This window comes from Polaromonas vacuolata, from assembly GCF_012584515.1.
GTDB lineage: Bacteria > Pseudomonadota > Gammaproteobacteria > Burkholderiales > Burkholderiaceae_C > Polaromonas > Polaromonas vacuolata.
Genome location: NZ_CP051461.1, coordinates 1,646,582 through 1,663,874, shown reverse-complemented (window position 1 = coordinate 1,663,874; position 17,293 = coordinate 1,646,582). Strand labels below are relative to the sequence as shown.

At 52.2% G+C, this 17,293-nt stretch carries 14 protein-coding genes; 2 read left to right on the top strand and 12 right to left on the bottom strand.

Annotated elements, in window-relative coordinates; translation table 11 throughout:
- Positions 1-41: 41 nt before the first annotated feature.
- The 3 genes from HC248_RS07580 to HC248_RS07570 all read right to left on the bottom strand — a co-directional run bounded on the left by HC248_RS07580 (position 42) and on the right by HC248_RS07570 (position 3,422).
- Complete coding sequence (locus HC248_RS07580) at positions 42-1,259, bottom strand: CaiB/BaiF CoA transferase family protein (RefSeq protein WP_168921963.1); 1,218 nt, start codon at positions 1,257-1,259, stop codon at positions 42-44.
- A gap of 3 nt (positions 1,260-1,262) precedes the next feature.
- Complete coding sequence (locus HC248_RS07575; RefSeq protein WP_168921962.1) at positions 1,263-2,426, bottom strand: acyl-CoA dehydrogenase family protein; 1,164 nt, start codon at positions 2,424-2,426, stop codon at positions 1,263-1,265.
- Between the two features lie 72 nt (positions 2,427-2,498).
- Positions 2,499-3,422: an HTD2 family dehydratase gene (locus HC248_RS07570; protein ID WP_168923736.1), complete on the bottom strand. Its 924-nt coding sequence runs from the start codon at positions 3,420-3,422 to the stop codon at positions 2,499-2,501.
- A gap of 132 nt (positions 3,423-3,554) precedes the next feature.
- On the opposite strand from HC248_RS07570, the gene HC248_RS07565 reads away from it, so the two are divergent.
- Entirely contained in the window at positions 3,555-4,481 is a 927-nt protein-coding gene (locus tag HC248_RS07565; protein WP_168921961.1) for a LysR family transcriptional regulator, read from the top strand.
- 123 nt (positions 4,482-4,604) lie between these two features.
- On the opposite strand, the gene HC248_RS07560 is transcribed toward HC248_RS07565, so the two are convergent.
- From HC248_RS07560 to HC248_RS07550, 3 genes are all read right to left on the bottom strand, one after another.
- Entirely contained in the window at positions 4,605-6,305 is a 1,701-nt protein-coding gene (locus tag HC248_RS07560) for a phosphoethanolamine transferase (protein ID WP_168921960.1), read from the bottom strand.
- Positions 6,306-6,431: 126 nt separating this feature from the next.
- Positions 6,432-7,313, bottom strand: a complete 882-nt coding sequence (fghA, locus tag HC248_RS07555) for an S-formylglutathione hydrolase (protein ID WP_168921959.1) — start codon at positions 7,311-7,313, stop codon at positions 6,432-6,434.
- A gap of 2 nt (positions 7,314-7,315) precedes the next feature.
- The gene (locus tag HC248_RS07550; RefSeq protein ID WP_168921958.1) at positions 7,316-8,422 is read right to left on the bottom strand and encodes an S-(hydroxymethyl)glutathione dehydrogenase/class III alcohol dehydrogenase; all 1,107 of its coding nucleotides are present in this window, start codon (positions 8,420-8,422) and stop codon (positions 7,316-7,318) included.
- 652 nt (positions 8,423-9,074) lie between these two features.
- Here HC248_RS07550 and HC248_RS07545 point away from each other — a divergent pair.
- On the top strand, positions 9,075-10,052 hold the full coding sequence (locus tag HC248_RS07545) for a threo-3-hydroxy-L-aspartate ammonia-lyase (protein ID WP_168921957.1): 978 nt from the start codon (positions 9,075-9,077) through the stop codon (positions 10,050-10,052).
- Between the two features lie 151 nt (positions 10,053-10,203).
- On the opposite strand, the gene HC248_RS07540 is transcribed toward HC248_RS07545, so the two are convergent.
- The 6 genes from HC248_RS07540 to HC248_RS07515 form a co-directional block, all read right to left on the bottom strand.
- Positions 10,204-11,154 carry an NAD(P)H-dependent flavin oxidoreductase gene (locus HC248_RS07540; RefSeq protein ID WP_168921956.1) on the bottom strand — a complete coding sequence of 317 codons (951 nt, stop codon included), beginning with the start codon at positions 11,152-11,154 and terminating at the stop codon, positions 10,204-10,206.
- Complete coding sequence (locus HC248_RS07535; RefSeq protein WP_168921955.1) at positions 11,154-12,944, bottom strand: acyl-CoA dehydrogenase; 1,791 nt, start codon at positions 12,942-12,944, stop codon at positions 11,154-11,156. The genes HC248_RS07540 and HC248_RS07535 overlap by 1 nt, the downstream gene beginning before the upstream one ends.
- 119 nt (positions 12,945-13,063) lie before the next feature.
- Positions 13,064-13,996: an electron transfer flavoprotein subunit alpha/FixB family protein gene (locus HC248_RS07530; protein ID WP_168921954.1), complete on the bottom strand. Its 933-nt coding sequence runs from the start codon at positions 13,994-13,996 to the stop codon at positions 13,064-13,066.
- Positions 13,997-14,009: 13 nt separating this feature from the next.
- Complete coding sequence (locus HC248_RS07525; RefSeq protein ID WP_168921953.1) at positions 14,010-14,759, bottom strand: electron transfer flavoprotein subunit beta/FixA family protein; 750 nt, start codon at positions 14,757-14,759, stop codon at positions 14,010-14,012.
- Positions 14,760-15,007: 248 nt separating this feature from the next.
- The gene (locus tag HC248_RS07520) at positions 15,008-16,483 is read right to left on the bottom strand and encodes a mechanosensitive ion channel family protein (protein WP_168921952.1); all 1,476 of its coding nucleotides are present in this window, start codon (positions 16,481-16,483) and stop codon (positions 15,008-15,010) included.
- Positions 16,471-17,265, bottom strand: a complete 795-nt coding sequence (locus tag HC248_RS07515; protein ID WP_168921951.1) for an enoyl-CoA hydratase — start codon at positions 17,263-17,265, stop codon at positions 16,471-16,473. The genes HC248_RS07520 and HC248_RS07515 overlap by 13 nt, the downstream gene beginning before the upstream one ends.
- Positions 17,266-17,293 lie beyond the last annotated feature (28 nt).

Sequence of the window (17,293 nt, the reverse complement as noted above, 5' to 3'; positions counted from 1 at the left end):
AATTACTGATGCGAATAATTAACGCAGGTAGTTAAACTTTTTTAAATCGCAGCAGTGGCACGTAAACCAGCAATAGCCTCATCGCTCAGCCCCAACTCACGCAAAATCGCTTCTGTGTGTTGGCCTACGTCTGGCACTGCATCCATGCGGTAATCAAACGCATTACTACGCCCGGGTGGCAGCAGCGCTGGCAACTTGCCGACAGGTGAATCAACCGTGGCCCAGCGCTCACGCGCTTTGAGCTGCGGATGTTCCCAAACTTGCGCCATGCTATTCATACGGGCGCTGGCAATTTGTGCAGACTCTAGTTTGGCTTCTACCTGCGCACTGCTGAGTTGGCTAAAAACAGCCAGTATCAATGCCAGCAGTGGCTCACGGTTTTGGTTGCGCTTGGCGTTGCTGTCAAAGCGTTCATCTAGCGCTAGCGCTGCATCATCTAACACCTGAGCGCAAAAAGATTTCCATTCGCGCTCGTTTTGCAGACCCAACATGACAGTGTTGCCGTCGCCGGTTGCAAACGGGCCGTAAGGGTAAATACTGGCATGCGCGGCTGCCGTGCGTGGTGGTGGTGCTGCGCCGTCATAGGCGTAGTAAAGCGGGTAGCTCATCCACTCGGTCAGCGACTCCAGCATAGACACATCGATGTGACTGCCCTGCCCGGTTTTGCCGCGCAAAAGCAGCGCCGACAAAATGCTGCTGTAGGCATACATACCGGCTGCAATATCGGCCATAGAGTTGCCAGCTTTTGAGGGTTGCTCTGGCGTGCCGGTAACAGATAGCAGGCCGGCTTCGCTTTGAATCAATAAGTCGTAGGCTTTTTTATCGCGGTAAGGGCCGTCTTCGCCGTAGCCAGAAATATCACAAACAATTAAACCCGGGTGCGCTTGCTGTAACGCATCAAAAGACAAACCCATGCGTGCCGCAGCACCTGGGGCGAGGTTTTGCAGCAGCACATCAGCGTCTTTTAACAACAGCTTGAGCGCGCCCAGCGCCGCCGGTTGTTTAAGGTCTAGCGTGATACTTTCTTTGGAGCGATTGGTCCAAACAAAATGCGAAGCCATGCCTTTGACACGCTGGTCATAAGCGCGCGCAAAGTCGCCTGCGCCGGGTCGCTCAACTTTGATGACACGTGCGCCCAAGTCGGCTAATTGGCGGCTGCAAAAGGGCGCAGCTATCGCGTGCTCAAGCGAGACCACGGTGATGCCGTCTAAAGGCCGTAGTTTGCTCTCTTGCAGGCTAGGAGTTACGGTATTTGTCATGACTTAAAACGAGCGCGGCAGGCCCAGCTCGTGCTCGGCGATATAGCTCAAAATTAAGTTGGTAGAAATCGGCGCGACTTGATACAAACGGGTTTCTCGGAATTTGCGTTCAATGTCGTACTCAGTCGCAAAACCAAAGCCGCCATGAAACTGCAGGCAGGCATTGCCCGCTTCCCAAGATGATTTGGCGGCTAAGAGTTTTGCCATATTCGCCTCAGCGCCACAGGGCTGATTCGCGTCGAATAATGCGCAGGCTTTGTAGCGCATCAAGTTGGCCGCTTCAATCTCAATAAAAGCTTCGGCAATGGGAAATTGCACGCCCTGGTTTTGACCAATGGGCCGGCCGAACACCACGCGCTCACTGACGTATTTGGTCACGCGGTCTATAAACCAGTAGCCGTCGCCAATGCACTCTGCGGCGATCAAGGCGCGCTCGGCGTTCAGGCCGTCGAGTATGTATTTAAAGCCTTGGCCTTCTACGCCGATTAAGTTTTCTGCCGGGATTTCTAGGTTCTCAAAAAATAATTCATTGGTTTCGTGGTTCACCATATTGGCGATAGGCCGCACTGTCATGCCAGTTTTTTCTGCCAAGCGCAAATCGACCATGAAGATGGACATGCCTTCAGACTTTTTCTTCACCTCAGCCAGCGGCGTGGTGCGGGCCAGCAAAATCATCCAGTCCGAATGCTGCACGCGAGAAATCCAAACTTTCTGGCCATTGATGACGTAACGGTCACCCTTTTTAACCGCCGTGGTTTTGATCTTGGTGGTGTCGGTGCCGGTCGATGGTTCGGTCACGCCCATGGACTGCAAACGCCATTCGCCACTGGCGATTTTTGGCAGATACAAATCTTTTTGCGCTTTTGAACCATGCTTGAGCAGCGTGCCCATGTTGTACATCTGGCCGTGGCAAGCGCCGGCGTTGGCGCCTGATCGGTTGATTTCTTCCATGATGACTGAGGCTTCGGTCAAGCCCAAACCCGAGCCGCCGTATTCCACCGGAATCATGGCCGCCAGCCAGCCGGCTTTGGTCAAGGCATCCACAAAGGCTTCTGGGTAACCGCGCTCATGGTCAATTTTGCGGTGGTATTCGTCTGGAAACTCTGCGCACAGTGCGCGCACTGCGTCGCGGATTTCTTGGTATTGGTCTGGGGTATTTTTTTTCATGCGTCGCTAGGAGAAAATTAAAAATTAAAAAAATGAAGGCCTTAGTCGCAGTCAATTCAACAGGGCAACAACTCAAGCCAACTCGGCCGTGCCTTGCATGGTCAGCCAACCTTCGTGGTCTTGAGCCCATAGCTGAATTGACTTGCCGTCTTCTGATGGCTGGGCATTGAGACGCAGCGGCTGCCTATCAAAAGTGGGCCGCACGACTTTGAAGTCAAAGCTTTTAAGTATTGCTTGGGGCGCATGGCGACGTAGTAAATCGAGCAGCAGCGTAGCGATCAACGGGCCGTGCACGATGAGGCCGGGATAGCCTTCGACTTGGGTCACATATTCGCGGTCGTAATGGATGCGGTGGCCGTTAAACGTCAAGGCTGAGTAGCGAAACAGCAGTACATCGTCAGGCAAAACCTCACGCTGCCAAGCCGCACCCGTAGGCGCTGCGACCGGCACGGGCAGTGGGTCGCCTGGCTGGGCGGCGGCGCGGTAAACGATGTCGTGTTCCTCAGTAATAGCCACGCCGCCAGCGTTGTGGACTTCGTGCTTAACCGTCACAAACAACAAGTCACCGCTACGCCCAGTTTTGTGTTTGACCGACTCTATCCGCGAAACGCGCTGCACCGCATCGCCCACTTGCAAGTCATTTCCATAGGTCCACTGCAAACGCCCACCAGCCCACATACGGCGCGGCAATGGCACTGGCGGCAAAAAACCGCCGCGCTTGGCGTGACCGTCTGGGCCTATCTCGCTCTGGCGATGTTGGGGCAAAAAATACAACCAATGCCAAAGTGGCGGCAAGCGCGTACCGGTTTTCACCACCGGGTCATCACGGTCTAAAGTGGCGGTTAAAGCGCGCACCGGATAGGCGCTGATGTCGTCTTGCAAAGTCTCGGTTTTACCGGCCCAAGTTTGCAAATTACTCAGCATGGCCGCGTCAAGTGTGCGATTAGCGTCTGGTGGATTTATGTCTAGTTGGGGGGTGTGAGCGGCGTTCTGCATATAGCCACTGATAATGAAGGTAATCGCGACTTGGCGGAATCTGTTTCTCGCGTAGGGGTCTTCAGCCAAACCGAAGGCTGCTATCAAGAACTTTTCTACAACACGACGTCATTCAAAAGGTTTTTTCTTCTCATGCTTCCCGACATTGATTCACTGGCGCTGTTTGTACGGGCCGCCGAATTGCGCAGTCTGACTAAGGCGGCAGAGGCCTCCCACCTTGGCCTGGCCGCCGCCAGCCGCCGCATTGCGCTGCTAGAAGAACGCTTTAAAACCAGTTTGCTGGCGCGCTCATCACGCGGTGTAGAACTGACCCCGGCTGGCAGCGCACTCATAGTGCACGCCAAAGCCATGCTGCTGTTGATGAACCAGATGCAAGTGGAAATGGGCGACCATGCGGCTGGCCGCAAAGGCTCACTACGCATCATGGCCAGTACCTCGGCGATGAACGAATTTTTACCCGAAGATTTAGCCAGCTTTACCCGTCTAAACCCAGATGTGCGGCTGGTCTTGCAAGAGCGCTGGAGCGCGAAAATCATCCGTGCGGTGCAGGCCGGTGAAGTCGATCTAGGCATCATCGTCGAAGGCAGTCGCCACGAAGGGCTGGAAGTTTTCCCCTACCGCATGGACACACTAGCGGTGGTCATGCCTCAGGGTCATGCCTTAGCCAGCTTGCCAGAAATGCGTTTTGAGGATGTACTGGCGCACGATTTAGTCGCGCTAGAAAGTGGCTCGTCCATGATGCGGCTGTTGACCGAACAAGCCGTGGTCACCGGCCGCACATTGCAACTACGGGTGCAGGTGCGCAGCTTTGAAGCGGTCTGCCGCATTGTGCAGTCCGGACTTGGCGTAGGCCTACTGCCGTTTCAAGCCGCTAGCGTATTAGGCAAAGCCCTTAACCTTTCGGTCAAACCTTTGCAAGAAAGTTGGGCCTTACGAAGTCTGCAGGTTTGTGTGAAGAAAGACCGCGTACCTAATACCTCTCTCACGCGCATGCTTGAGCATTTGTCCAGCTTGTCGCCAACTGTCAATCAAGATTGCGCGTCATTCGGATTGCAATAGCGCTCAGCCCATCATTGAGAAAAATGCCCGAGTCAAACAACGGCGTGCAAACTAGTTAGCAGAGAGCGTTAACCGATACGAATTAAAACCTAGCCAAAGTCAAAGCCTTGGCTAACACCACAGTTACTGGGTCGATGAGGCACCAGCGCCAAGACCGCAATGTGCATAAATATCAAAACTATCTTGATAGACGTTGGTCTGCACATCCAAAAGACCGAGTACCGAGTGGAAGTAGTTGTCGTGCGTGATGTGGGTGTCAAGCCGGGAGTTAAGGCAACGCATACTAACTTGACTGCGTTTTTCAAACTCAGGTGACAACCAAGTAATCCACGGCACGTGCTTTTGTACGTCGGGGGCAATTCCATAAGGCATGCCATGCAAGTACAGATTGTCTTCACCGAGAGACTCGCCGTGGTCGGCCAAATAAATCATCGCCGGGCTGTTGCTGACAGCGCGTGTTTTAAGCCATGCAATACTGCTGGCTAAAAAGTAGTCGGTATAGACAATGCTGTTGTCGTAAGCATTCATCAAAGATTGTTTGCTACAGCTTTGCAGGGCATTGTCCTTGCATTCGGGCAAAAACTTTTTGAATTTTTCAGGCGAACGCTTGAAATAAGCCGGACCGTGACTACCCATCTGGTGCATCACAATCACTACGCCTTTGGCACTCCGTTCGGGCGGCAGCGCGGCGATACGTGCATCAATGTCCTTGAGCATGACTTCATCCAAGCATTCGTTGGCATCACACAAGCCAGGCAGTTTGAGCGAAGATGTATCAACGCTGGGTGTGACAAGTCGGTCGCAAGTGCCCTTGCAACCGGACTGATTGTCTAACCACAACACGGCAAGTCCGGCATGTTGGAGCACATCGAGCAAGCCTTCGTAATTGGCCGGCCGACCTTCATACGAGGTACGCCCAAAATTAGAAAACATGCACGGCACTGATGCCGCCGTGCTGGTACCGCAAGACCAAGCATTGCGCTGACTGGCAACTGTCTCTTTAGTAAGCAGCGTATTCGTCGGCCGAGCATAGCCATTGAGAGAGAAATTACCGCTGCGAGCAGTCTCACCCAGCACTAACAAAAGCAGTGGCGGCTTACCGGGTGCGGCAAAGTTTGCGCCGAGTTTTGCGTCTTCTCCCAAAGGCAAGATAGCCGATTCATTGCGCTGAAAAGGCTTGGCCGCCAGCATGCCTATGGCGTAAAAAGAATTGAGCGGATTCATCATGTAGCGCAACTGTGTGTAGTTACGCATACCGGTGGCAATGCTTTGAAAAAACAAAAGTATGACCAGTGCAATCAAAGCGCAGGCAATCAAAGTCGTTGCAAGATTGGAGCCAATCTGCCGCAAAGCACTTTGTTTGCGCACAGTCAGACGCAAAAGCCAAATGGTAGGCAGGCCGGCGAGCAACAAAACCAGTACGGCCATACGCCAGCTAAGCAAATCGCTGGTTTCTCTGACATCGGTCTGCATGGCGTTGACCATCATGGTCGTGTCGATGACAACGCTGTAAGTCATCATGAAGTAAGCACCAAACGCCGCCGAAAACCAAAAAATAATAATCGCAGGTTTGAGCGTCCAACGCCAAGCGAGTAAGCTGAGCAAAGCGGTGCATGCCAGCGTTATCACCAACGCCAACGCAACACCGAGAGTGATGGCCTGAGGGTTGCTAAGCCCAGGCAGACGAAAGATTTCTCGCCACAAGGCAATATTACAGATGCTGGAGAGCCAAAAACTAGACAGCAAAACTATCCAGATCTGCCTCAATCCCGGTGCTGATTTACGTGAGGTATTTCGAGGACTATCGGTTAACAAAACATTCATTAAAGATTCCGAGGCCGTCAGGCTAAAGTCAAGATGTCAACTATTGTATTGACTCAATACTTCATCCGTATGCAAAATTTCTGTAAAAGTAAGTATGCTTATCGACACGTAGTCTTTACCGCCAAGTTAAACCGCCTGAAGTTGCGCTGCATGATGGCGCAAGTGATCAGCCATAAAACTAGCAATGAAATAGTAGCCGTGGTCGTAACCGGCATGCCGGCGCAACGTCAAAACTTGGCCAGCAGACGCGCAGGCAGCTTCAAACAGCTCGGGCAGCAGTTGTTGCTGGGTAAAGAATTTATCCGCCAATCCCTGGTCTAGCAAAATACCGCCGGGGAAAGGCGCAGCTTTACTGGCCTTCATCAAAGCAGTTGCATCATGCGCAGCCCAAGCGTTTATATCGTCACCCAAGTAACCGGTAAAAGCCTTGCGTCCCCAGTCACACTGGCTGGGCGCACAAATTGCGGCAAAGGCAGAAACAGATTTAAAAATATCCGGATGACGCAACGCCAATGTGAGCGCGCCGTGACCACCCATGGAGTGACCCGAGATACCTATGCGCTGTGCATCTATCGGTAAAAAGTTAGACACCGTTGGCAGTAACTCATTGATGATATAGCTCTCCATGCGGTAGTGATTGGCCCAAGGCTGCTGTGTCGCGTCAAGGTAAAAGCCTGCGCCTAAGCCAAAGTCCCAGCTGTCGTCCTCACCCGGCAGACCCGCGTCACGCGGGCTGGTATCAGAGGTGATTAAGGCCATGCCAAGCTCAGCGGCTAGCTTTTGCGCGCCGGCTTTAACCATCATGGTCTCTTCGCTACAGGTCAAACCTGCGAGCAGCAGTAATGCCGGTACTTTGCCGCCAGCCTTATGAATACTAGACGTCGGAGGCAGAAAAACTGAAAAGCGCATGGACAAACCAATTTGCTTAGAGTCATGTCGAAAAAACCGTTGCGTGCCGCCAAAGCAGGCATGCTCGCTAATAATCTGTGGTGCGATAAGTTGGTACATTTTTAAAATAGCACCACACCACGTATCGATTCACCACGCTTCATCAAATCAAAACCTTTGTTGATGTCTTCCAAGGGCATGGTGTGGGTAATCAAATCATCGATATTGATCTTGCCTTCCATATACCAGTCGACAATTTTTGGCACATCGGTGCGGCCACGTGCGCCGCCAAAGGCCGAGCCTTCCCACTTGCGGCCAGTGACTAATTGGAAAGGACGGGTGCTGATTTCAGCGCCAGCTTCGGCTACGCCGATGATGATGCTGCGGCCCCAACCTTTGTGCGTGCACTCTAGCGCTTGGCGCATCACATTGGTATTACCAATACATTCAAAACTGTAATCAGCGCCGCCGTCAGTGAGTTGAATAATGTCATCGACCACGTTTTTAGACGTTTTTGGATTGATGAAGTGAGTCATGCCAAATTTACGTGCCATGGCTTCACGCTCGGGGTTGAGATCAACGCCAATAATTTTGCCAGCGCCCACCATTTTTGCGCCCTGAATAACGTTCAGGCCAATGCCGCCCAAGCCAAACACCACAACGTTGGCGCCAGCTTCGACTTTGGCGGTGAACAGCACTGCGCCCAGACCCGTGGTCACGCCGCAACCGATATAGCAAACCTTGTCAAACGGCGCATCTTCGCGGATTTTGGCCAGCGAGATTTCTGCAGCCACGGTGTAGTTGCTAAAGGTCGATGTACCCATGTAGTGAAAGATTGGCTTGCCGTCTAAGCTAAAACGACTGGTGGCGTCAGGCATCAAGCCCTTGCCCTGAGTGCCGCGAATAAGCTGGCATAGATTAGTTTTTTGCGACAAGCAGTATTTGCACTGACGGCATTCTGGCGTGTACAAAGGAATGACGTGGTCACCCTTTTTGAGTGATGTCACGCCCGGGCCTACATCAACCACAATGCCTGCGCCTTCATGGCCCAAGATGGCGGGGAATATGCCTTCTGGGTCAAGACCCGACAAGGTGTAAGAGTCAGTGTGGCAAATACCGGTGGCTTTGATTTCGACCAAAACTTCACCGAACTTTGGGCCTTCAAGGTCTACGGTTTCTATGGTCAGTGGTTCGCCGGCTTTCCATGCGACTGCTGCTTTTGTTTTCATTTGAGTTATTCCGAATTGATGAGTAATATTTTTTAATCCTCGGGTTAGACCCAAGGAAAATCTGGTTTGACTATAAATGAGGGTTATCACTAGGCAGCGCCAAAGGTTATTTAGTGTGTTGCTAATTGTTAGATTAAATTCATTAAAAGCCTCTAAAAACCACGAAATTAAACAAATTTGATGTACTACTAATTAAATAGCAAGGTAATTGAAAGCGCTTTAAAACGATATGTAAAACCCTCAGTCGCAGTCTAAAAACCTGAATAAAAAGCACTCATCACCAATAGACATTGCACTTTTTCCGCTTGAAGTAAAAGCATTTGACGGCTCAGATAAAGCAGACACTTTCACCTCTAGACATAAACGTCGGATGTTGGGCAAAGACAAAATCGACAATATGTAACGAGTAAGACTAAGCCGACAAATACACAAGCAGTTAAAGAAACAGATTTCAACCGCTATAGGCATTGGATAGATTCAAGCGAAAATTTTGGATGAAGACTTGATTCAATACGACTCAGTGTTGAGTGGTGAATTATTATTTTCATAGTTACCTTTCATGGCCATATTTAACCGACACTTTTTATGGGCTGGGTAAACTGCATTAACTGATTACTAAGTATGCTGACCAATACAACTAACTGAAAACACCGTGCATCAACCAAACTCTAGCCCAGCCCCGGTTTACCAAGACCTAATATTAGCCTCCGAGCGCCTGTTAGGCCACGCCCACCGCACACCGGTAATGACCTCGCGCACGATTAACGAGGCGTGGGGCGCAGAGGTTTTCTTTAAGTGCGAGAACTTGCAGCGCACCGGCGCATTTAAGTTTCGCGGCGCGTTCAATTCGCTCTCGCGTTTTGATGCCGACCAACGGCGTGCAGGTGTGGTGACTTTCTCGTCTGGAAACCACGCGCAAGCCATTGCGCTGTCTGCGCGTTTACTGGGTATTCCCGCCCACATCATCATGCCGGCCGATGCACCTGCGTCCAAGCTAGCTGCCACGCGCGGCTATGGTGCGAACGTGATTATTTACGACCGCTACACTGAAGACCGAGAAAAAATCGGCCGCGATCTGGCTGTTGAAAAAGGCCTGACCTTGATACCGCCTTATGACCATCCCGACGTGATCGCCGGACAAGGTACTGCGGCTAAAGAGATGTTTGAAGATGTCGGTGCGCTAGATTCATTTTTCGTCTGTCTTGGCGGTGGTGGTCTGCTGTCAGGCTCGGCACTGGCGACGCGGGCGTTAGCACCTAAATGCAAACTCTATGGTGTGGAGCCAGAAGCCGGCAATGACGGCCAACAGTCTTTTCGCTCAGGAAAAATAGTCCATATAGACACGCCAAACACCATTGCCGACGGCGCACAAACTCAGCATTTGGGCCAGCATACTTTTGCCGTGATAAAGCGAGATGTCGATGACGTGTTGACAGTCAGCGATGCGCAACTCATAGAAGGCATGCGGTTTATGGCTGAGCGTATGAAGCTAATGGTTGAGCCGACAGGCTGCCTAGGTTTTGCAGCTGCCAGTGCGATGAAAGAGCAACTCAAGGGCCAGCGCGTTGGCGTTTTAGTCAGCGGTGGGAATGTAGACTTGGCGAGGTTTTGTAGCTTGCTATCGGCTTAATACCTAATTTGAAATTACTCAAACCCGGGTCTGCTATTGCCTGTTAACAACTTCAAGATTTTGACTTGTAGCGACAGGCACCGACTTGAAGTCAATGCCTGTCGGTTTAAGCCGATTAACGATTAACGATTAACGATTAACGATTAGATTTTTAGACCAAGCGCGCTTTGGCTTCTAAGTATTCATGCTTAAGCTGTTTAATATATTCACCAGCCGTCTGCACCTTAGTCACCGCGCCTATGCCTTGACCGCAGCCCCAAATATCTTTCCAAGCCTTGGTTTTATCGCCGCCAAAATTCATTTTGCTGGCGTCACTCTCGGGCAGATTGTCTGGGTCCATGCCGGCAGCGCGAATCGATGGCGCGAGGTAGTTGCCGTGCACACCGGTGAACAAGTTGCTGTAGACGATGTCGTCTGAATTACTGTCGACAATCGATTGCTTGTAGGCTTGCGCCGCATTGGCTTCTTCGGTGGCAATAAAGGCAGAACCAATATACGCAAAGTCAGCACCCATGGCTTGCGCGGCCAAAACAGCGCCGCCGGTAGAGATAGAACCCGACAGTGCTAGCGGGCCATCAAACCATTGGCGAATTTCTTGGATCAAGGCAAACGGGCTTTTCACACCTGCGTGACCTCCGGCTCCAGCTGCGACTGCAACCAGACCATCAGCGCCCTTTTCAATCGCTTTGTGGGCAAATTTATTGTTGATGATGTCGTGCAGAACGACGCCGCCATAACTGTGCGCAGCAGCAAAAATATCTTCGCGTGCACCCAAGCTGGTGATGTAGATGGGCACTTTGTATTTGACGCACAACTCCATGTCGTGCTCTAAGCGATCATTCGATTTGTGCACGATTTGATTGATCGCAAACGGCGCAGCAGGCGCATCCGGATGGGCTAAGTTGTAGGCTGCTAAGGTCTCGGTGATTTCAGCCAACCAGTCTTCCAACATAGCGGCAGGTCTGGCGTTGAGCGAAGGCATAGCACCCACTACGCCAGCCTGACATTGGGCAATCACCAACTTGGGGTTGCTAATGATAAAAAGCGGCGAGCCAATAATCGGCAGCGGCAAATTATTCAGGGGTGCGGGTAGACGAGACATTAAAACGCCTCCAGTGCCAATGCGTTAACACTGTCCGCACCGGCGACTATTGAGTCGCGCATGCCGGGTGCTTTGGTCAACAAATGGTCGGCGTAAAAACGTGCGGTGATGATTTTCGCTTGCATGAAAGCGGTCTCGACACCAGCGGCTAATTGCTCTTGTGCAACCAGCAATGCCCGCGCCATTTGCCAGCCAGAAACCAAATTGCCGGCCAACATCAAATACGGCACGCTGCCCGCATAGGCAGCGTTAGGATTGGCCCGGCCATTAGCGGTCATGAATTCAACCACATCAAGGAAAGCCAGACGCGCTTCTTTTAAACGCTCGGCCACCGCCAAAGCATCTGCACTGCCCTGCTCGGTCAATTCGGATTCTGTGGTTGCTATTTGCGCGGCAATCGCTTTGGCAGTCGCACCCGCATCACGGCCAGTTTTGCGGCCAACCAAGTCATTCGCTTGAATCGCTGTAGTGCCTTCATAAATCGTCAAAATTTTGGCATCGCGGTAGTACTGCGCAGCACCGGTTTCTTCGATAAAACCCATGCCGCCGTGTACTTGCACGCCAAGAGACGTGACTTCAAGACTCATCTCTGTGCTGTAGCCCTTGACCAGTGGCACCATGAACTCATAAAAAGCCAAGTTCTGCTTGCGCACATCGGCGTCTGGGTGGTGGTGACTGGCGTCAAAAGCTGCAGCAGACACTGCAGCCATGGCGCGACAACCTTCAATATATGCACGCATATTCATGAGCATACGTTTGACATCGGGGTGATGAATAATCGGTGCGCTGGCCTTGATGGAGCCGTCTACTGGACGACTTTGTACGCGGTCTTTTGCAAAGGCGACTGCCTTTTGATAAGCGCGTTCTGCGATCGCAATGCCTTGCACGCCAACCGCGAAACGGGCGGCATTCATCATAATGAACATGTACTCTAGGCCGCGGTTTTCTTCGCCCACCACAAAGCCAATCGCGCCGCCGTTGTCACCGTATTGCAGCACGGCAGTAGGCGAGGCTTTGATGCCCATCTTGTGCTCAATGCTGACGCAATGCACATCGTTGCGCGCGCCTATCTTGCCGCCGTCTTCAACTAAAAACTTAGGCACAACAAAAAGGCTAATGCCTTTAACGCCTTCGGGCGCGCCGCTGACTCGGGCTAACACCAAGTGCACGATGTTCTCTGCCATATCGTGTTCACCGTAGGTGATATAGATTTTGGTGCCAAAAACTTTGTAGCTGCCGTCGGCTTGTGGCTCAGCGCGGGTGCGCACTGCGGCCAAGTCTGAACCGGCTTGCGGCTCGGTCAGGTTCATGGTGCCGGTCCATTCGCCGCTGACCAGCTTTTCTAAATAAACCGCGTTCATCTCAGGCGAGCCTGCGGTGAGCAACGCTTCGATAGCGCCGTCGCTAAGCATGGGGCAAAGGGCAAAACTCAGATTGGCAGAGTTCAGCATCTCGCCACAGCTAGCACCAATTAGTTTGGGCAATCCTTGACCACCATGCTCTGTTGGGTGCTGCAAGCCTTGCCAGCCGCCTTCGGCATATTGTTTAAACGCATCTTTAAAACCAGCGGTTGTGGTGACAACGCCGTTCTTAAAGGTGGAAGGGTTTTTATCCCCTTCCCAGTTAAGCGGCGCTAACACGCCTTCACTGAACTTGGCGCATTCTTCTAAGACTGCTTGGGCAGTATCAAAACCGGCGTCTTCAAAGCCGGGAATTGCGGCGATTTGGTCTATGTTGGCCAAGTGCTGGATATCAAACAGCATGTCTTTGAGGGGGGCTTTATAAGTCATTCTCACATCCAATTTTTGCATTGATGAATCACGGCACGGGTACAACACAGGCAGGCAAACCCAAGCAATTTTTAACTGCTATGGGTTTGCGCATTGCCGTGCCCCTGCTTTTTTAGCGTTTACAGTGCTGCGACCAGCTCAGGTACGGCCACAAACAAATCAGCCTGAAGGCCGTAGTCAGCAACGCTAAAGATAGGCGCTTCTGGGTCTTTGTTGATGGCAACAATGACCTTGCTGTCTTTCATGCCGGCCAGATGCTGGATAGCACCTGAGATGCCGGCAGCGATATACAGCTGCGGCGCGACAATCTTGCCGGTCTGACCGACTTGCCAGTCGTTAGGCGCGTAGCCAGCATCAACAGCGGCGCGTGATGCACCTAATGCTGCGCCGAGTTTGTCAGCCAACGGTACCAACACATCGTTGAATTGCTCGCTAGAGGCCAAAGCTCGACCACCGGAGACGATGATTTTGGCGGCGGTCAATTCAGGACGGTCGCTCTTGGCGATTTCCGAGCCCACAAAGCTGCTCTTGCCGTTATCTGCTTCGCCGCTTACTGTCTCGACGCTGGCCGAACCACCGCTGGCAGAAGCAGGATCAAAACCGGTAGTACGAACCGTGATGACTTTGACCGCATCCAAGCTTTGCACCGTAGCGATGGCGTTACCCGCATAAATAGGGCGCTCAAAAGTGTCTGGTGTGTCGACCTTGGTGATGTCAGAAATTTGACCCACATCCAAGCTAGCGGCAACCCGTGGGGCAATGTTTTTGCCCGAAGCGGTAGCGGCAAACAATATGTGCGAGTAGTTAGGCGCCAGCACCAAAATTTGTGCGGCCATATTCTCTGCCAAGCCGTGAGCGAACTGCTCACCATCGACATGAATAACTTTAGCAACACCAGCAATGGCGGCAGCTGCTTGAGCGGCGGCGGTGGCGCTCAGGCCGGCCACCAGCACATGCACATCACCGCCGCACTGAACGGCAGCAGTCACGGTGTTAAGCGTGGCGGGTTTTACGGAATTATTGTCGTGTTCTGCGATAACTAATGTGGTCATTTCAATCGACTCCTTAAATTACTTTGGCTTCGTTTTTGAGCTTGTCAACCAGCGCTGCGACATCGGCAACCTTGATGCCGGCGCTACGCTTTGGCGGCTCGCTAACCTTGAGGGTTTTGATACGCGGCGCGACATCGACGCCCAAGTCTTCAGGCTTGAAGTTATCAAGCTGCTTTTTCTTGGCCTTCATGATGTTGGGCAGCGTGACGTAGCGCGGCTCATTGAGGCGCAAGTCAGTGGTGATGATGGCTGGCAGCGTGAGGGACAGCGTCTCGGAGCCGCCGTCGACTTCGCGCGTGACTTTGGCAACGCCACCTTCAACTTCAACCTTGGAGGCGAAAGTAGCTTGTGGCCAGCCCAGCAGCGCGGCCAGCATTTGACCCGTTTGGTTGCAGTCATCATCGATGGCCTGTTTACCCAAAATCACCAGTTGTGGTTGCTCTTTATCGACCAGTGCTTTGAGCAATTTGGCAACCGCCAAAGGCTGCAACTCTTCGCTGGTTTCGACCAAAATAGCGCGGTCTGCACCAATCGCCATGGCGGTACGCAGAGTTTCTTGACATTGAAGAACACCGCAGCTCACGGCGATAACTTCAGTGACAGCGCCTTTTTCACGCAGGCGTGTGGCTTCTTCGACGGCGATTTCGTCAAACGGGTTCATGCTCATTTTGACGTTGGCGATGTCGACGCCACTGCCATCGGATTTGACACGGACTTTGACGTTGTAATCGACGACACGTTTGACGGGTACCAAGACCTTCATTGCAGCTCCAGAGTTTGTTTATTTAATTGACGTTAACGTAAAGCAATCAGTCATTCTATTGTGTCGGATTGAACCCTATGGCATTAGGCCTGCTTTGAACATTGGTAAGAACTCAAAGCACACAAGAAAATAGAACGACCGTTCTTTTTTTTACGATTATAGGGGTGAGCAGTAATAAGCGTGAAGTTATATCCCTATGCCTAACTTTTGAGCCCAAAAAAGGGCTGTATTAAAGGCAATGTATGGCTTTAGCGATAAGGTTCGGGTTTAACTGCAGCATCAGTCTTATCACCCGCAGCCGCATCTTTACCAGTGGCCACATCGGTTAACAACGTTGTTGTGCCAGTAATTGCGGGGCCGGAGCCGCCATCGGCGGGTGCAGTTGGCGAGGCCATGCCCGCGCCATTAAGCGTGCCGGGGGCAAGATGAACCACACGTTGCGGATAGGGTATTTCAATGCCATGTTCACGTAACGAGCGCAAGACATGCAAATTGACCAGCGAGCTCACGTTCTGCTGTCCATTTTCCGGATCGTTGATTGAGTAGTACAGCACAAACTCTAAGCCGTCCGCCGCAAAGTGAACCAAGTTCACGCTGGGAGGCGGCTCCTTAAGCACACGTTTCTGGGCTACTGCAGCATCTTTGAGCAAAGTCATGACCAGATCCGGATCCGACGTATAGCTAACGGTGATGGTGGTGAAAAGCACGACTTGAAGGTCAGTCAGTGAGAAATTTTCAATCCGGTTGCTGATGAAAATCTCATTAGGCACAATCGATTCACGCCCCATCAGCGAGCGCACCACGGTATATCTGGCCTTGATGTCGGTGATAACACCTTCAAAGCCGTCGACCTTGACGCTGTCACCAATACGCACGCTGCGCTCTGCCAACATGACAAAACCGCTGACATAGCTGGCGGCGATTTTTTGCAGGCCAAAACCCACACCAACGCCGACTGCGCCTGCCACTACTGAGAGAGCCGACAAGTCAATACCAACTGCCGAGAGCGCCACCATCAGCCCGACGAAAAGCAAAATCGCACGGCTAGCATTACTCAGTGCTTTGCGCAGCGAGAGCTCGCCACCCTTGACCGAACGCAACAGGCGCGACTCTATCGCAGCAGAAATCCACAGCGCGATGATGATGACTATGCTGGCGGTCACAGCGCCCTCGAGCATATTGCGCACCGACACAGTCGAGCTGCCGATCTTCCACTTGATGCTGTCTAACTCCTCTAACACCACCGGCAGCAAGCCGCTGACCCAAACCACCATGAATAGCCATGCAAGCCAAGAAAAAGTACGCTCTAGAGAACGCACTAGTGGCGCATTTTTAAAGGCTGCCTGCAACACCTTAACGATGATACGTATGACCAGCAAGGAAAGCAGCACCGGAACGGCAACCTTAAACACCGCTACCGGCATGACCTGTACGAGCAAGGTGCGTGATATCTGGGCCAACACGAACAACAGCAGCGGAAACAACACACCGTCTACGGTACGTCGGCCAAAAAGAATAGAGTACTCGTCGCGTTTACTCGCTGCCCGCCTAGCCAGCCGAATCACTAGCCAAGAAACACAGATACAGGCCAGTAACACGGCAACCTCGGTCAAGGCCGTGGGTTGGAGTAAAGCGGTAAACCAATCGTCCAAGGAGTCGATTTTTTTCGGCCCGTTTGAGCTAGCCAGCAAAGAGCTAAAGCTCCAGTCTTTTAAACCGGCCATTGCGGTGTCCTTTTTTGCACAAAAGCTTGCACGCCTTCTTGCGCTGCGGGATGCATCATGTTGCAAGCCATGGACTGGCCGGCGAGCTGATAAGCTGCCTCAATACCGGTTTCGCGCTGTCGGTAAAACAGGGCTTTACCCATCGCAATGGCTGCGCGTGGCTTGGCGAGAATGGCCTCTACCAGTTTGTCGGTTTCACTGTCCAACAAAGACAAGGGCACAACCCGGTTGACCAAACCGCCCGCCTTGGCCTGCTCGGCGCTGATAAAGCCACCGGTCAACAACATCTCCATGGCTTGCTTAGCCGGCAGGTTGCGTACCAATGGCACGCTAGGCGTGGCGCAAAAAAGACCCACATCAATACCGTTCACGCCAAAGCTTGCGCCCTCAGCGGCTACGGCTAGATCGCACTGCGCGACCAACTGACAACCTGCGGCAGTTGCCAGCCCCTGAACCTTGGCGATGACGGGTACAGACAGGTTTTGTATCGTCAGCATCATGCGTGTGCATTGGGCAAAAAGCTGTTGGTAATAGGCTAACTCGGGTTTAGCCAGCATTTGCTTGAGGTTGTGGCCGGCGCAAAACGCCTTGCCTGCCGCCGCGATCACCACTACTCGCGCAGCGTCATCTTTGGCAACGCTGTCTAACGCGACTTGCAAAGCGCTCAGCATTTCTTCGCTCAGCGAATTAAAACTACTAGGACTGTTAAGTATCAAGGTGTGCAGACCATGCCGGGTTTGGCTGTGCAGTAGCACCGGCTCTTTGGGGTTCAAGTTGTTCATGGCTTTTAGTCGAACTGATAAAAAAAGG